The organism is Flexivirga alba, assembly GCF_042661025.1.
In the GTDB taxonomy this organism is placed as follows: Bacteria; Actinomycetota; Actinomycetes; order Actinomycetales; family Dermatophilaceae; genus Flexivirga; species Flexivirga alba.
Map to the genome: position 1 here is coordinate 58,140 of NZ_JBHSWH010000001.1, position 15,285 is coordinate 73,424.

Genomic DNA, 15,285 nt, shown 5'->3' on the forward strand with positions numbered 1-15,285 from the left:
CTCAGTCCTTCGAGTCGTCGACACGGGCGACCAGCTGGGTCGGGTTGACGAAGCGCAGCGCGATCACCAGCAGCACGAGCATCGACAGCATGTAGATGACCGCCATCGCATCCACGGACTGCTGCGCCCGGATGCCGGCACCGGTCATGGCGGTGAACAGCGCCACCACCAGGGTGTTGGAGCTCGAGTCCGAGGTGAGGAAGGTCAGCTCGAACATGCCGACTGTCCGCACCAGCACGAGGACCGCCGCGGCCAAGATGCCCGGGATCAGCAGCGGGGCGAGGATGCGCAGGAACAGCTTCGACGTCGATGCACCGCACATGCGCGCAGCCGACTCGATCGACGGATTGATCTGCTCGATGAACGGGGTCATGGTCAACACCACGAACGGCACCGAGGGCACCAGGTTCGCCAGGATGACCCCGGTGAGCCCGGGAGCCAGGTGGTAGTAGTTGAGCAGTGTCGCCAACGGGATCCCGTAGGTGATCGGCGGCATCATGATCGGCAGTAGGAAGAGCAGCATCACGAACTTCGACCCCGGGAACTTCTTGCGGGCCAGCACGTACGACGCGGGCACTCCGATGAGCACCGACAACGCCACGACAACGATGGCGACGACCAGGGTCGTGACGACCACCTGGGTCAGGTCGTACTGCGTCCAGGCGGTGCCGTACCAAGATCCGGTGTAGCTCGTCGGCAACCAGCTGTCGAACCATTTACCGGCGAACGAGTTGACGACAACAGACGCGACGACTCCGAAGACCAGGATCAGGAAGATCGCCATACCGCCCCAGGTCAAGAACGCCCCGGGTGAGGCGATGAAGCGGCGGCGGCGCGCGGTGGGCGAGCTGCGCTCGACGAGCGTGGTCATCAGCCCTTACCTCCGGTGGATCCCTTGTACATGGTCGATCGCAGCATCAGGACCACTCCGATCACGAGCATCTCGACAACTCCCATCACGATGGCGGAGGCAGACGCCAGCGGGTAGTCGAACATCTGGCCCCAGGCGTTGTACGCGACGTACGCGACGACCCGGGTGGAGCCGGACGGGTCACCGACGAGGATCGCCGAGGGGAACACGCTGAAGGCCAGCACGAAGGTCAGGCAGAAGGTGGTCGCCAAGCCAGGTGCGAGCAGCGGCATGATGATCCGACGGAAGCGCTGTTTCCAGTCAGCACCAAGGGTTTTCGCCGCCGCTTCCAGGGACGGGTCGATCCCTGACATGTAGGACAGGATCAGCAGGAACGCGAAGGGGAAGCCGGAAATGATCAGTGACCACAGCACGCCCCAGTAGTTCTGGACAAGTTGCACCGGGCCGATGTCGAACAGGCCGAGGAACCGGTTGAACCAGCCGCGTGGCCCGAAGAAGTTCAGCAGGCCCTCTGCGGTCAGCACGGTGCCGAGCGTGATCGGCACCACGAGGATCGTCGTGAGCAGCCGCTTGCCGCGGAAGTTGCGACGCATCATGTAGGCCAACGGAATCGACGCGATGACGTTGATCAGCGCTGCCGGCAGCGCGAGCTTCATGGTGATCCAGAGCGAGTCCCAGCCACGCATCTCCGGATCGGTGAAGAACGCCTGGTAGGCGCCGAACACGCCGCCCTTGTTCGGGTGCAGTGACAGGTTCAGGCCGTAGAGGAACGGATAGATGAACAACACGATCACGAAGAGCAACCCGGGCACCAGCAACAACAGCGTGCGGTCGATGCCGTGTTCGGCAAGACGGTGCACCAGGGAGGGCTTCGGCGGCGGATTGCCTTGCGGTGTATGCCGTTCCGCGTCGAGGACCGGCGAACTCATGTACCGACACCTGCGGCTTCGAGTTTCAAGGAGCCACGTCCCGGTGCCGAGTCAGCGCTCTCCGCGGCGACAGGAAACACCAGGAGACGGTTCGCCTCGGCGGTCAGCCGGATCGGATCGCCGACCGACGGACGCTCGTTCGTGCGCACATGCACGGCTTCGCCAGTGGCCAAGTGGGCCTCGACGGCGAACTCGCGGCCCTGATACTCGACCACTCCGACCGTGGCATCCACGACGAGCGCGGACGAAGTGTCGGCGTCACCGATCGTGAGGTCTTCGGGTCGGATGGCGACCTGCACACGCGCACCGGCAGGGACCGGATTGGCGGCCATCCCGCGGCCGGTCGTGCCGAGCAGTGAGACCTCGACCTCCCCGTCGCCGCCCTGCTCGATGACACCGTCGAAAAGGTTGCGGTAGCCCATGAAGTCGGCGACGTGCGCGTTGGCCGGTGTCTCGTGCAGCTGCTGTGGAGTGCCGATCTGTTGGACCTCGCCGAGCCGCAGCACGACCAGCCGGTCCGCGAGGGACAGCGCTTCCTCCTGGTCGTGCGTGACGTAGATCGTGGTCAACCCCAGTGACTGGTGCAGACGTCGGATCTCCGTGCGCATCTCGAGGCGGAGCTTGGCATCGAGGTTCGACAGCGGTTCGTCCATGAGCACCAGCGGCGGCCGGAGCACGACCGCGCGGGCGATGGCGACCCGCTGCTGCTGGCCGCCGGACATCTGACCCGGCAGCTTCTTGGCATGCGGCCCCAGTTGCACCAGCTCGATCGCCTCGGCGACCCGGCGCTTGATCTCGGCCCGGGGAACCTTGCGCATCTGCAAGCCGAAGGCGATGTTCTTCTGCACCGAAAGGTGAGGGAAGAGAGCGTAGTTCTGGAAAACCATCCCGAAGCCACGCTTCTCCGGTGGCAACTGGTCAACCTGCCGGTCGTCGAGCATGATCCGGCCACCGGTCAGCGGAAGCAGCCCGGCGATGCAGTTCAACGCGGTCGACTTGCCGCACCCCGACGGCCCGAGCAGTGCGATGAACTCGCCCTGCTTGATCGTCAGGTCGAGACCACTCAACGCGGTCTGGCCGCCGAAGCTGCGGGTCAGACCCTCCAATCGAAGAGTGCGGAAGTCGTCCTTGGCGGCTGTCATTTACTCTTCGCCTTCCCGCCGCCGACCTTCTGGTCCCACATGCTGAATGCCTTCACGAGCTTCTTGGCGTCGATCGGCGTGACGACCGGGTTGGACTTGATCAGGGCGTCATACTCCGGGCGCCCGTACTCCTTGATCACCTGCTGGCTCTTGCTCGGTGCCATGTCGATGGTCACGCCCTTGACCGCCGGACCCGGGTAGAAGTAGCCGTCGTCGAAGGTCTTCGCCTGCTGCTTCTTGGTGAGCGCGTAGTTGAGGACCTGCAGGATCGCGGACATCTTGTCGGTCGAAACGCCATTCGGCACAGCGGCATACTGCGCATCGGAGACCCACTTGAAGCCGTCCAACGAGGTGACTTTGAAGTTCTTCGGCACCTGATCGAGCGCACGAGGGTTGATGTCCCAGCCGGTGGTGGTGAGGGCCATGTCCCACGCGCCGGTCTTGAGGTTGTTCATCGTGACGCTGGTGCCCGTCGGGTACGTGTTGATGTACTTGCCGAGGTTCTGCAGGTACGTCCAAGTCTTCGGCCAGCCGTTCACCGGATCCTTCGGGTCCTTGTCCTTCAGGATGTACGGAAGCCCCATCAGCCAGGTGCGGCCCGGTCCGGAGTTGGCCGGCTGGGCATAGCCGAACTTGCCGGGGTGCGCCTTCGCCCAGGCCAGCAGCTCGGTCGCGGTCTTCGGCGGGTTCTTCACCTTGTCCGGGTTGTACTCCAGCAGCGGGCCGGACGGGTAGTAGACCAGCTCCACCGCCTGGTCCTGCGCGAGCTTCTTCATGTTCGCCGCCGGCGTCTGGTAATTCGCCATGTTCGCCAACCGGCTGGAGAACTTCTTCATGTTGACGAACAGTCCCTGCTCGATCCCGGCGGACAAGCCGTCGGTTCCCGTGAGAACGAGGTCGATGTGCAGGTTGCCGGCATCCTGCTGCGCCTTGACCTTGCCGGCCATGTCGGGAGCACCGGCCGTCTGCCAGGTGACCTTCGAGATGACGTCCGGGTGCTCTTTCACGAACGACGAGAAGATCGATTCGGTCAGCTGCTTGTTGCCCGCGACGTCCAGAATGTTGAGCGTGATCGCCTTCGACGGCTTCGCCGGCACGGCGGAGGCGTTGATGGACTTCGACGCACCGGAGCCGCCGCCTCCCGGAGTCCCGCAGGCAGTCATGGCGAGGCCGGCGGCAGCCACCGCGGCAACTGTTCCAACTTTTTTGGTGAAGCGCATGTGGTTTCGCTCCTTGGATCCTTGAAGTTCATTCGGGACAGGCACAGGAAGCTTGAGATGCGGTGGCGTTGCAGGGAGCTTGCGACTCGCAACGCCACCGCAGAACAAGCCTCTTAGGACGTGGGGCTCACGTCCGGTATGACGGAGGCTCAGCGGCGCTGCGGCGGCACCGAGGTGGACTGTCGGACGACCAGCTGGACCGGCAGGTCCTCTGTAGAGCTGGGCCGATCAGTGGGAGACATCAGATCGATCAGTTTGTTGACGGCGAAGCGGCCGACCTTCTTCAGGGGCGACCGCACGGTCGTCAGTCCGGGAGAGACCAGCGTCGCCACATTGACGTCGTCGATACCCATGACGGACAGGTCCTCGGGTACGCGAACCCCTCGGGTGTTGAGGCGGGCGAGGAGGCCCAGCCCCACGAGGTCGTTGTAGGCGAAGGCGGCCGTTGCGCCCGAGGCCAGGACCACGTCCGCGGCGGACTGACCGCCGTCGAAGTTCGGCGCGTACGAACCGACCTTGCTGACCTCGAGATCGTCGAAGGTCGGTGCAAAGCGTTCGATGGCAGCCCATCGCTTCTGGTTGGACCAGGAGGTTTCCGGCCCGCCGACATACGCGACTTTCCGGTGGCCCAGAGCGTGCAGATGCTCCAACGCGAGCCGGACGATCTCGGCGTCGTCGATGACGACCGACGCCAGGCCCTCCCACTCGCGGTTGATCAGCACCATCATCGTCTGACCGGCGATCCCGGCGATGTCGGACGTCGACATACGCGGTGAGCACAGGATCAAACCGTCGACCTGCTTGGACAGCTGATGCACCAACTCGAGTTCGGTGCGGGTGTCTTCGTCGGAGTCGGCGATGAAGACCGAATAGCCCGAGGCAAGAGCCCGGCTCTGCACGCTCTTGGTGATCGAGGCGAAGTAGGGGTTCTCCAGGTCGGGAACCACCAGCCCGATGTTGTGTGTCGTGCCGGTGATCAGGCCGCGAGCAGCCAGATTGGGTTGGTACCCGAGTTGCCGAGCTACTTCGACGACGCGATTCCGCGTCGTCGCCGCAACGGCCGCGTTGCCCGAGAGCGCACGCGAAACCGTCGAAGCAGACACACCGGCTGCTTTGGCCACGTCGTGAACAGTGATGGATGAAGCCACGGGCACCTCCTTCGAATGTGCGGCGCGTCACAGACTGCAATCGTTTCCATACGCGCGTCAATCGCTGTTACCAAACCGTTACAAACTATGGCTGGGCCTGGCGAACCGGTTGGCGGGGCTCACCCAACACAGTTCAAAACAATGAAGATTCCCCTTGAAGTATCGAGGAGACCCCGGCATAGTGTGCCCTGCAATCGATTGCAAACTGTTTCATCGAAAGGCTGCAATGACAGAGCTGTGGCAGCTCGATCCCGATCGAGCCCTCCCCGCCGAGCCCTCCACGAGAGACCTGGCGCGCACGATCTACCGGCACGCCGCGGCGCTGCCGCTCGTATCGATGCACGGACATGTCGACGTGGGTCTCTTCGCCGCGAACCAGCCGTTCGGGGACCCGGCCGAACTGCTCATCACCCCGGACCACTACCTGGTGCGGATGCTGGTCTCGCAGGGCTACCGGCACAGCCAACTGGGTGTCCCGCCCCGCGAAGGCGCCCAGGGGGCGGACGCCGCCGAGCAGGATCCGCGAGCGGTCTGGCGGCGCTTCTGCGAGAACTGGCACCTCTTCCGTGGCACGCCCACCCGCTATTGGCTGGAGCACGAACTCGCCGAGATCTTCGAGCTGTCCGCTCCCCCGTCCGCGGCCAACGCAGATGCGCTGTATGACGAGCTGAGCGCCACCCTCCAGCGCGAGGACTTCCGGCCGCTCGCACTGCTGGAGCGGATGAATGTCGAAATCCTCGCGACGACCGACTCGGCGCTGTCGGACCTCTCCGGGCATGCCGCCCTTGCCCGGAAACTCGGCGCCGGTCGCATTGTGCCGACCTTCCGGCCCGACTCGCTGGTGCACGTCGGACACCAGGCATGGCCCGCCGAGGTCGCGCAGTTGGCCGAGGTCTCGGGCGTCGACACCGGTGACTACGCCGGCTTCCTGGCAGCACTTCGAAGTCGGCGGCGCGCCTTCATCGAGGCCGGTGCTCGGGCCACCGATCACGGCCATCTGTCGGCGGACACAACTCCGCTACCCGTTGCGACCGCGGAGCGTATCTATCGCGACGCACTGCACGGCGACGTGCAGCCGGGTGACACGGAGGCGTTCGCCGCCCACATGCTCTTCCAGATGGCCGAGATGTCCACCGAAGACGGTTTGGTGATGCAGCTGCACCCCGGCGTGCTGCGCAACCACAGCAGCGACATCTACCGGCAGTACGGGCCCGACCAGGGCTTCGATGTGCCGGTGCGGGTCGAGTTCACCCGCAACCTACGGCCGGTCCTGGAGAAGTTCGGTCTGAGCCGACATTTCCGTTGCATCCTCTTCACGACCGATGAGACCGTCTACTCCCGCGAGCTCGCGCCGCTCGCCGGCGCCTACCCGTCGATCAGGCTGGGCGCCCCCTGGTGGTTCCTGGACAGCCCCGAGCAGATGCTGCGCTTCCGACAGTCCGCCGTGGAGACCGCGGGGTTCTACAACACCAGCGGATTCGTCGACGACACAAGGGCATTCGCATCGATTCCGGCTCGCCACGACCTTTCACGCCGCATCGATGCGGGCTACCTGGCCAGGCTCGTTGCCGAGGGGCGTCTCCCGATGGACGAGGCGCTCGACACGATGGTCGACCTTGCCCACCGGCTGGCCCTGACGGCATACGCCGCACCGAACAACTGACCGCCCGGCACCAAGGAGAAGCATGACCATCAGATCAGCCGAAGTGCTGGTGACCAGTCCCGGGCGCAACTTTGTGACGCTGCGCCTCACCACCGAAGAGGGCGTGACCGGCCTCGGCGACGCCACGCTCAACGGGCGCGAGCTCGCCGCTGCGTCATACCTGCGCGATCACGTCGCCCCGTTGCTCATCGGCCGGGACGAGGGGCAGATCGAGGACACCTGGCAGTACCTCTATCGCGGCGCCTACTGGCGACGGGGTCCGGTCACCATGGCAGCGATCGCAGCCGTCGACATGGCGCTGTGGGACATCAAGGCGAAAACCGCTGGTATTCCGCTGTATCAGCTGCTCGGCGGACGATCACGTCGTGGCTGCCTGGCCTATGGTCACGCCTCCGGGAGCACGACGGATGCGCTCTTCAGCTCGATCCGCAACCACCTCGAGCAGGGGTATGGCGCCATACGCGTGCAGACCGGGGTTCCCGGGCTCGGCCAGGTCTACGGGGTCGCATCCGACCAGCAGGCCGGCCAGCGCTACGACTACGAACCCGCCAAGCGGCAGGCGCTGCCCGCCGAGGAGTCGTGGGACACGCGCGCCTATTTGCGGCACGTACCAACGGTTTTCGAGGCGGTGCGGGCAGAGTTCGGGCCCGAGCTGCCGCTGCTGCACGACGGGCACCACCGTATGACGCCGAACGAAGCGGCTATCCTCGGCAAGTCCCTCGAGCCCTACGACCTCTTCTGGCTCGAGGACTGCACGCCCGGTGAGAACCAGGAGGCGCTGCGCAGGGTTCGGTCGCAGACCACCACACCGCTGGCAATCGGTGAGGTCTTCAACTCGGTCTTCGATTACCAGACATTGATCACCGAGCAACTCATCGACTACGTGCGATCCGCCGTCACGCACACCGGCGGCATCACCGCCCTGAAGAAACTGATGGACTTCGCGGCGATCTACGGGATCCGTTCCGGTTTCCACGGACCGACCGACATCTCCCCGGTCGGCCAGGCCGCCCACCTGCACCTCGGCATCGCACTGCACAACTTCGGCATCCAGGAATACATGCAGCACTCGACCGACACGCTCGAGGTGTTCCGCACCAGCTACACCTTCACCGACGGATTGCTCGACCCCGGCGAAAACCCTGGCCTTGGAGTCGAATACGACGACAATGCGGCCGCGGCGTTCGACTACACACCGGCCTATCTCCCCGTCAACCGCCGTCTGGACGGAACGGTGCACGACTGGTGACAAATGGCCTGCTCCTCCTGGCACCCGGCGACGATGTTGCCGTGGCGACCCGTGCCCTTTCGCCCGGTGAGGTGGTCGCCCCGCCCGGCGGTGCGGCCGTGACCCTGCGATCGTCCGTCCCTCTCGGACACAAGGTCGCGGTCGTGGCGCTTCCTCCCGATGCCCCGGTCCGAAAGTACGGCGCGACGATCGGCCGGACCTCCGCGGCCGTCGAGGTCGGCGACCACGTGCACGTCCACAACCTCGCCTTCAGCGAGGCCGACGAGCCGCACGAGTTCGGCACGGACCGGCACCGGTTGGCGACTCCACCCGGTGCACGACCGACGTTTCTCGGATATCCCCGCGCCGACGGGCGGGTCGGTACCCGCAACTACATCGGCATCCTGACGTCGGTGAACTGCTCGGCGAGCACCGCCCGGATGATCGCCGATCAGTTCCGCGGCGCGGTGCTGGATGCCTACCCGAACGTCGACGGCGTCGTCGCCCTCACGCATCGCAGCGGCTGCGGGCTGGTCACCGAGAGCGAGGGCGCTCGCGTCCTCATGCGCACCCTTCGTGGGTATGCCGCACACCCCAACATCGCCGGACTCCTGGTCGTCGGCCTCGGCTGCGAGATGCTCCAGTCGTCCCGCATCGTCGACACGGCCGACATCCCCTCGTCGACGCTGATCGAACATCTCGTCATACAGGACGAGGGTGGCGTTCGTCGTACCGTTCGCGCCGGCGTCGCGGCGATCAACCGGATGCTTGAGCCGATCAACGGGCTGCGGCGGGAGCCGTGCGACATCTCGAAACTGGTGCTGGGCCTGAATTGTGGTGGCTCCGATGGGTTTTCGGGCATCACCGCGAATCCCGCACTCGGTGTCGCCTCGGACCGGCTGGTCTCCTACGGCGCCACGTCGATCCTGGGCGAGACACCCGAGGTGCACGGCGCCGAGGGTCTGCTCACCCGACGGGCGGTCTCCGAGACCGTCGGCCGCAAGCTGCTCGCTCGTCTCGACTGGTGGCGCGACTACACCGCCGCGGGTGGCGGGACCATGGACAACAACCCATCCCCGGGCAACAAGGCGGGTGGTCTGACCACCATCCTGGAGAAGTCCCTCGGCGCTGTCGCCAAGGGCGGTCACGCCGACCTCACCGACGTCGTGGAGTATGCCGAGACGCCTCGGACACCGGGTCTGATCTTCATGGACACCCCCGGTTATGACCCGGTTTCGGTGACCGGGATCGTCGCCGGCGGCGCCACCGTGGTGTGTTTCACCACCGGTCGCGGCTCGGTCTTCGGGTGCAAGCCGGTGCCGAGCATCAAGCTCGGCACGAACACCGAACTCTATGAACGCATGTCCGAGGACATCGACCTCAACTGCGGCACGATCGTTGACGGCACCGAGACTCTCGCCGAGGTCGGTGACAAGGTCTTCGAGCAGATCCTGGCGGTTGCGTCCGGACGGCAGACCGTCAGCGAGGAACTTGACCTCGGCCAGGAGGAGTTCGTGCCCTGGCAGCTGGGTGCAGTGACCTAGTGCGGTGCAATTAGTCGTCCTGCCCCCGCCACCTCGCGCACAATGACCGACAAGGCCGCCGACCTCCTGTGGCCGAGAACGTCTCCATCGGGTGCGATCCAGGGCAGTCGCCTGTGGGAGCGGAGAGACCTGCCACGTCACTGGCAGGTCGGATCGGAGAACTCATGCGTCATCTGCGCTCACTCGCCGTCGGCGGTGCTGCCGTCGGCCTTGCCGTCACCCTGCCGGGCACTGCGTCAGCCCATCCGAAGCCGTCGCCACCGGTAACCCTCTCATCCTCCGTCGGAGCACCCTTCAACCTCGAGGTCGACGGCCCACGAGTCCTGATCGCCGATGGCGGCCCCGGCTACGTCGGCAGCCTTGGCTCGGACGGCTCGGTTACACCTGTCGTCGCGAATATCCCAGGCGCTGCAGGCGTCGCGACACGTGGCGCCTGGCTTGCCTACACCTCGACCGTGACCGTCGGCGAGGGGGAGAATTCCGTGAACTCTGCGGCCGGACTGCACATCCGCCGACCCGGTGGCGGCACGGTGTATGCCGACACCACGGCATACGAAGCCGCACACAATCCGGACGGTATGACGGAATACGGCCCGCGCAGCGATGACCCGTGCGTGCAGTCCGTTGTCGGCCCGCGCTACACGGGTGGCCTCGATTCGCACGCCTACTCCGTGGCGAGCAACGGCAACAGCTGGCTGCTGGCCGATGCCGGCGCGAACGACCTGCTGGCGATCACCGACAGCGGGCAAATCAGCACCGTCGCGACCTTCCCGGCGCAGCCCACGACCGTCACTCAGGCGGAGGCGGATGCGCTCGGCATGCCGGCGTGCATGGTCGGCGTCACCTATGACTTCGAGCCGGTGCCGACCGACGTGGAGGTCGGGCCGGGCGGATCCATCTACGTGACCACGCTGCCCGGTGGTCCCGAGGGACCCGAGCTCGGCGCACGCGGATCACTCTGGAAGGTCAACCCGTCGACGCACTCGGTCACCAAGATCGCGACCGGTTTCGCGGGCGCGACCAACCTGGCGATCGGCAAGCACGGCGACATCTACGTCGCGGAGCTCTTCGGCGGGAAGATCTCCGTCGTGAACTCCCATGGCGTGTCGACACTGGTCAACCTCCCCGGTGTCGTCTCGGTCGAAACCGCAGCAAATGGAACGGTTTACGCCGGCACCATGGGCATGGACGAGTCGACGCCCGGATCGATCGTGAAGATCGCGAACGGCAAGATACAGTCACGCCACAGCGTGCGGTGAGCCGGTAGGCCGGCGGGCGGACGAACCCCTGGACTCCCCCGCCGGTCTGCCTTATAGCTGAGTCCCCCGATTGGGTGCCCCCGACGGGACTCGAACCCGCACTCGAGCGATTTTAAGTCGCCTGCCTCTGCCAATTGGGCTACGAGGGCGAGAGCCAGCGTACGCGGGAGGCACCAGGCAGATATGTCGTGGCCTGGTGCCTCCCGCGCTGTGGTTCGCTCAGTCGATCAAAGTCGGCCAACGGAGTCAGGCGGCGCGCGCTACACGCCCGGTTCTCTGCGTCGATAATGTTTAGACGATCTATCATCGTAAATATGAATACAGTCGACCGCCGGGAGTTGACCCGAGCAGACCCGCCAGCCGGTCCTGTTCTCGGAGACAGTCGCGCCCAGGTGCTGGCCGCGCTGCAGAGCCGCTCCGATCCCGTCTCGGTCCTCATGGTCGCCCGACAGGTGGGGCTGCACCCCAACACTGCGCGCTTCCATCTGGACCACCTCGTCGAGCAGGGCCTGGCCGCGCGTGAGACCGAGCAACGCGACGCCCCCGGCCGCCCGCGGACCCTCTATCGGGCAAGCTCGGAGAGCACGCGCACCGGCCGACGCAGCTACCGACTGCTCGCCGAGATCCTCACCAGTTACCTGTCGACCCAAACCCCGCAGGCCAGCGCCGCCGCCGAACAAGCAGGGAAAGCATGGGGAAAGTTCCTCACCGACCGCCCCGCGCCGTTCCGCGAGGTCGACACGGCCACCGCCATACGACAGCTGACGGAGGTGCTGGACGACATCGGTTTTGCACCGCAAGCCGACACAGGTCCAAGCGATCCGCGCATCCTGTTGCACCACTGCCCGTTCCGCGAGGTGGCCGAGGAACATCCCGACGTGGCCTGCGCCGTTCACCTGGGGCTCATGCGCGGCGTTCTGTCAGAGTTGAAGGCGCCCGTCGAGGCGACTGCGCTGGAACCGTTCGTCGAGCCGAACCTGTGCGTGGCACGACTTGCCGAGCGCCGGCCCGAAGCTGGGTGAACCCGACCTGCTCGCCCGCACCGAGCTGACGGCGCACGGCCTCGAGCCGGGCCACCCGCCGCGCGCGAGCCTGCCGCACCACCCGCCGTTCCTCGGCGGTCAGGCCGCCCCAGATGCCGGCGTCCTCACCGTGATCCAGCGCCGCTGCCAGACACTGCGCGACCACCGGACAGCGACTGCAGATCGCCTTCGCCTGATCGATCTGTTGCAGCGCAGGCCCGTTCGTGCCGACAGGGAAGAAGAGTTCGGGGTTCTCGCCCCGACACTCGGCCTGTTCGCGCCAGTCCTCCACCATGTCCGATTCCTTCCGCCTCGGCGCTCCGAGGTCTGCTAGCTCGGCGCGCCGATGCGGTAGCGATGCAGCCACTCGCCGCCGATCTGCGACACCCACGACAACGGCGGGTTGCCGTCCAGCGCCGGATAGCGGAGAGGGTCAGCCAGCACCGGCGCGACGTCGACGCCGAGCCGCGCGATCTCTTTGCCCAGCCGACGTACCGCATCGAGGCCGGTCAGCGTTGCGCCGTCGACCAGCACAACCGGCAACTCCGCGCCGCCCAGTTGTTGCCACTGCCCCCGCCATGCCTGAATCCGGCGGTGAGCCCCAGTCGTGATTGGCTCCCGGTGCGGCCCGACGGCATACCCGAACTGCCGGAGCGGATCGGCGTCCGCACCGGACCGCAGCATGGGACCGGTCAACGGCGTGCGCAGCACGGTCGGACTCCCGATGTCGGCGCCGTCGCGCCAATAGAGATCGAAGAGCAGGCGCCGCACCTCGGCGTCCACCCGAGTGCCGTGCGCCTCCGCGTATGCCGACACCGCGGCCTGAGTCTTCGGAACGACTGTCGGCAGCCGCCATGGCAACTGCTCCCGCGGCAGCAGGAGTTGCTCCAGCGCCGCCAATCTGGCCGGCAACTGCTCGCTCTCCGACACCGGCACACCGCTGACCGGCCTTCGCGGGTACTGCTCGACTGCTCGCCAATCCACCGCTGCGGCGGCCGCGATCGCGTCGGCTCGCCGACTCGCGAGATAACACTCCGGACCACTGAAGTCCGCGTAGATGACCAGGTTCACGACCGCATCCGATCCATTGTGCCGCAAGCGGCCTTATTTTTTACCAGTGTAATAGTTTTTATTAGCCATCGGAAGACCCGCGGGAGTGCTGCGTTCTGATTCGCCGGAGAACGAGGTGGTCGGCCGACGTCGGCCGTCAGGCCAGGCCGAGGGCGATGCCGTCGAGGATGTCGTGCTCGCTGGTGAGCACGGTCTCGATACCGGCCGCGGCGCTCACTCGGCGGACGATGGTGCGCCAGATGAGTGCGCCGGAACCAATCACGTCGACCCGGCCCGGATGCATGTAGCCCAGGGCGGCGCGCTGCTCCCGCGTCGCATGGAGCAACGCATTGCAGGAACGCTCGACCTGAGCGACCGAGAGCTGCGTGCCATGGATGCGCTCGGGGTCATATTCGGTCAGGCCGAGCGCATGAGCAGTGATGGTGGTGACCGAACCGGCCAAGCCGATGAGTGAACCGGCGCGATCCAGCGGGACGACCGCAGCTGCGTCGTCGATGGCCGCATCGATGTCGACCAGCGCCGCGTCGACCTCGGCCTCGGTCGGCGGGTCGGTGTGCAGGTGCCGCTCGGTGAGACGGACGCAGCCGATGTTGGTCGAGAGTGCCGCATCGACCTGCTGGTCGCCGAGGACGAACTCCGTTGAGCCACCGCCCAAGTCGACCACGAGGTATGGCGCAGGAGTTGACTCCGCTGCCACGCTGGTCGCGCCGCGGAAGCTGAGCTGGGCTTCTTCGTCTCCGGTCACCACCTCGGGCACGGTCCCGAACCCGGCGAAGGCGTCCGCGATACCGGCGGTGAACTCGGCGGCGTTCTGCGCATCGCGCGAAGCCGAGGTCGCGACGAACCGCACCCGCTCGACCCCTGCGTCGGTGCACTGCTGGGCGTAGTCCCGCGCGACCCGCAGGGTCCGCTCCATCGCCTCCGGCGCGATCCGACCGGTCACGTCGACACCCTGGCCGAGTCGCACGATCTCCATGGTGCGGACGACATCTGTCAGAGACGACCCGTCGGTGTCGGCGATCAGCAACCTTATCGAGTTGGTGCCGCAGTCGACCGCAGCGACTCGCTTCATCTGGCTCTTCGTTCTTCGAGGGTCTCGATACGCGGCTCGTACCTCACCGCTACTCGACCCGCATTTGGCTGCAGCAGCCGTTGAGCCACCACTTGGGTAATGCCGAAAGTGCTTCGTCACCAAGGGGGTTGATGCCAGGACCCACCGCCATCGAGTGAGCGACGAGAACGTGCAGGCACTTGACGCGATCCGGCATACCGCCGGCCGAGACACCGGAGATCTCCGCGACGTCGCCCAGCTCGGCGCGCCTGCGCAGGTAGTCGTCGTGCGCTGCGCGGTAGGCGGCCGCAAGCTCCGGATCGGCCGCAAGCCGGTCGGTCATCTCACGCATCATGCCCTGCGACTCCAGGGTGCCGATCGCACCGGTGAGGCGAGGGCAGGTGGCGTAATAGCTGGTCGGGAACGGAGTGCCATCCGGCAACCGGGGCAGTGTGCGCACCACGGCGGGGCAGCCGCATGGGCAACGCGCGGCGATCTCGACAACGCCGCGCGGAAGTCGGCCGAGCTGCTGCTCGACGCGCTCGAGATCCGCGGGATCGACTGGTGGCAATGAACTCTCGGTCATCGACGGATCAGTGCTCGCCGGAGGCGACGACGGATTTCCAGACCGTGCCGTACCAGGTCTGCTTGGCCTCGGACTTCTTTGCCGCGACGTCCTTCGACTTCTGGTCCGTGACGTAGACCGTCAGTGTCTTGCCGGGCTTGGCGAAGCCGAGCCGCTCGCCGGCCTGTGCGGCGACATACTTCGGGTCGCTCCACTTCTGCTTCTGCTCCTTGAGCGATGCAACGTTGGCCTGCTGCGCGGCTACCTGCGCCTGCAGTTGCGAAACATGCTGGCGTTCGGACACATAGGAGCGGACGGTCGGTGCGATGACCACCGCGAGGAAGACGATCAGCGCGCCAACGACTGCCAGCCGCCGCATGGACCGCGGCGACCGCTGCTTGCGCACGGCGCGAGCACTACCCGACGAGCCGCCGGGGCCCGCACCGGTCGGCTTCGTCGAGGCGGTCCGCACCGTGGTGGTGCGTCCCGTGCCGGTCCGTCGCCGACCAGGAGTCGGACGGGACGTCGCGCGTGACCGACCTGCAGTGGTCTTACGCGAATCGCGTGTCACA

At 66.1% G+C, this 15,285-nt stretch carries 14 protein-coding genes, 1 tRNA gene and 1 pseudogene; 5 read left to right on the forward strand and 11 right to left on the reverse strand.

Annotated elements, in window-relative coordinates; genetic code table 11:
* Window position 1: 1 nt before the first annotated feature.
* The 5 genes from ACFQDH_RS00245 to ACFQDH_RS00265 all read right to left on the reverse strand — a co-directional run bounded on the left by ACFQDH_RS00245 (window position 2) and on the right by ACFQDH_RS00265 (window position 5,310).
* Entirely contained in the window at window positions 2-871 is an 870-nt protein-coding gene (locus tag ACFQDH_RS00245; protein ID WP_382397370.1) for an ABC transporter permease, read from the reverse strand.
* A complete protein-coding gene (locus tag ACFQDH_RS00250) occupies window positions 871-1,800 on the reverse strand; it encodes an ABC transporter permease (protein WP_382397372.1) in 930 nt (309 codons plus the stop codon). Before ACFQDH_RS00250 ends, ACFQDH_RS00245 begins: the two co-directional genes overlap by 1 nt.
* Window positions 1,797-2,942: an ABC transporter ATP-binding protein gene (locus ACFQDH_RS00255; RefSeq protein WP_382397374.1), complete on the reverse strand. Its 1,146-nt coding sequence runs from the start codon at window positions 2,940-2,942 to the stop codon at window positions 1,797-1,799. The genes ACFQDH_RS00250 and ACFQDH_RS00255 overlap by 4 nt, the downstream gene beginning before the upstream one ends.
* Window positions 2,939-4,162 (reverse strand): extracellular solute-binding protein, encoded by a 1,224-nt coding sequence (locus ACFQDH_RS00260; protein ID WP_382397376.1) that lies wholly within the window; start codon window positions 4,160-4,162, stop codon window positions 2,939-2,941. Before ACFQDH_RS00260 ends, ACFQDH_RS00255 begins: the two co-directional genes overlap by 4 nt.
* A 149-nt stretch (window positions 4,163-4,311) precedes the next feature.
* Complete coding sequence (locus ACFQDH_RS00265; protein ID WP_382397378.1) at window positions 4,312-5,310, reverse strand: LacI family DNA-binding transcriptional regulator; 999 nt, start codon at window positions 5,308-5,310, stop codon at window positions 4,312-4,314.
* A 226-nt stretch (window positions 5,311-5,536) separates the two neighbouring features.
* On the opposite strand from ACFQDH_RS00265, the gene uxaC reads away from it, so the two are divergent.
* The 4 genes from uxaC (at window position 5,537) to ACFQDH_RS00285 (ending at window position 11,004) form a co-directional block, all read left to right on the forward strand.
* Window positions 5,537-6,973 (forward strand): glucuronate isomerase, encoded by a 1,437-nt coding sequence (gene uxaC, locus ACFQDH_RS00270; protein WP_382397380.1) that lies wholly within the window; start codon window positions 5,537-5,539, stop codon window positions 6,971-6,973.
* Window positions 6,974-6,995: 22 nt separating this feature from the next.
* Window positions 6,996-8,222, forward strand: a complete 1,227-nt coding sequence (gene manD / locus ACFQDH_RS00275) for a D-mannonate dehydratase ManD (protein ID WP_382397382.1) — start codon at window positions 6,996-6,998, stop codon at window positions 8,220-8,222.
* A 41-nt stretch (window positions 8,223-8,263) separates the two neighbouring features.
* On the forward strand, window positions 8,264-9,745 hold the full coding sequence (locus tag ACFQDH_RS00280; RefSeq protein ID WP_382397384.1) for a UxaA family hydrolase: 1,482 nt from the start codon (window positions 8,264-8,266) through the stop codon (window positions 9,743-9,745).
* Window positions 9,746-9,909: 164 nt separating this feature from the next.
* A complete protein-coding gene (locus ACFQDH_RS00285; RefSeq protein ID WP_382397386.1) occupies window positions 9,910-11,004 on the forward strand; it encodes a ScyD/ScyE family protein in 1,095 nt (364 codons plus the stop codon).
* 75 nt (window positions 11,005-11,079) lie between these two features.
* Here ACFQDH_RS00285 and ACFQDH_RS00290 read toward each other — a convergent pair.
* A tRNA-Leu gene (locus tag ACFQDH_RS00290) sits at window positions 11,080-11,153 on the reverse strand.
* A 165-nt stretch (window positions 11,154-11,318) separates the two neighbouring features.
* Here ACFQDH_RS00290 and ACFQDH_RS00295 point away from each other — a divergent pair.
* Window positions 11,319-12,026, forward strand: a complete 708-nt coding sequence (locus tag ACFQDH_RS00295; protein WP_382397388.1) for a helix-turn-helix transcriptional regulator — start codon at window positions 11,319-11,321, stop codon at window positions 12,024-12,026.
* 55 nt (window positions 12,027-12,081) lie between these two features.
* Here the strand turns inward: ACFQDH_RS00295 and ACFQDH_RS00300 are convergent.
* The 5 genes and pseudogenes from ACFQDH_RS00300 to ACFQDH_RS00320 form a co-directional block, all read right to left on the reverse strand.
* Window positions 12,082-12,321 (reverse strand): annotated as a pseudogene (locus tag ACFQDH_RS00300) (WhiB family transcriptional regulator); the annotation flags it as partial.
* A gap of 35 nt (window positions 12,322-12,356) precedes the next feature.
* Window positions 12,357-13,097, reverse strand: coding sequence for a DsbA family protein (locus tag ACFQDH_RS00305; protein ID WP_382397390.1), 741 nt, complete (start codon window positions 13,095-13,097; stop codon window positions 12,357-12,359).
* 136 nt (window positions 13,098-13,233) lie between these two features.
* Complete coding sequence (locus ACFQDH_RS00310) at window positions 13,234-14,169, reverse strand: Ppx/GppA phosphatase family protein (RefSeq protein WP_382397392.1); 936 nt, start codon at window positions 14,167-14,169, stop codon at window positions 13,234-13,236.
* A 49-nt stretch (window positions 14,170-14,218) separates the two neighbouring features.
* Window positions 14,219-14,734, reverse strand: coding sequence for a DUF501 domain-containing protein (locus ACFQDH_RS00315; RefSeq protein WP_382397394.1), 516 nt, complete (start codon window positions 14,732-14,734; stop codon window positions 14,219-14,221).
* Between the two features lie 7 nt (window positions 14,735-14,741).
* On the reverse strand, window positions 14,742-15,284 hold the full coding sequence (locus ACFQDH_RS00320; protein ID WP_382397396.1) for an FtsB family cell division protein: 543 nt from the start codon (window positions 15,282-15,284) through the stop codon (window positions 14,742-14,744).
* Window position 15,285: the final 1 nt, after the last annotated feature.

Bases quoted from the DNA above. Each gene is read 5' to 3' on its own strand.
- ACFQDH_RS00310 (WP_382397392.1), bottom strand. From the start codon at position 14,169: ATGAAGCGAGTCGCTGCGGTCGACTGCGGCACCAACTCGATAAGGTTG.
- ACFQDH_RS00255 (WP_382397374.1), bottom strand. From the start codon at position 2,942: ATGACAGCCGCCAAGGACGACTTCCGCACTCTTCGATTGGAGGGTCTG.
- ACFQDH_RS00245 (WP_382397370.1), bottom strand. From the start codon at position 871: ATGACCACGCTCGTCGAGCGCAGCTCGCCCACCGCGCGCCGCCGCCGC.
- ACFQDH_RS00315 (WP_382397394.1), bottom strand. From the start codon at position 14,734: ATGACCGAGAGTTCATTGCCACCAGTCGATCCCGCGGATCTCGAGCGC.
- manD (WP_382397382.1), top strand. From the start codon at position 6,996: ATGACCATCAGATCAGCCGAAGTGCTGGTGACCAGTCCCGGGCGCAAC.
- ACFQDH_RS00250 (WP_382397372.1), bottom strand. From the start codon at position 1,800: ATGAGTTCGCCGGTCCTCGACGCGGAACGGCATACACCGCAAGGCAAT.
- ACFQDH_RS00260 (WP_382397376.1), bottom strand. From the start codon at position 4,162: ATGCGCTTCACCAAAAAAGTTGGAACAGTTGCCGCGGTGGCTGCCGCC.
- ACFQDH_RS00295 (WP_382397388.1), top strand. From the start codon at position 11,319: ATGAATACAGTCGACCGCCGGGAGTTGACCCGAGCAGACCCGCCAGCC.
- uxaC (WP_382397380.1), top strand. From the start codon at position 5,537: ATGACAGAGCTGTGGCAGCTCGATCCCGATCGAGCCCTCCCCGCCGAG.
- ACFQDH_RS00285 (WP_382397386.1), top strand. From the start codon at position 9,910: ATGCGTCATCTGCGCTCACTCGCCGTCGGCGGTGCTGCCGTCGGCCTT.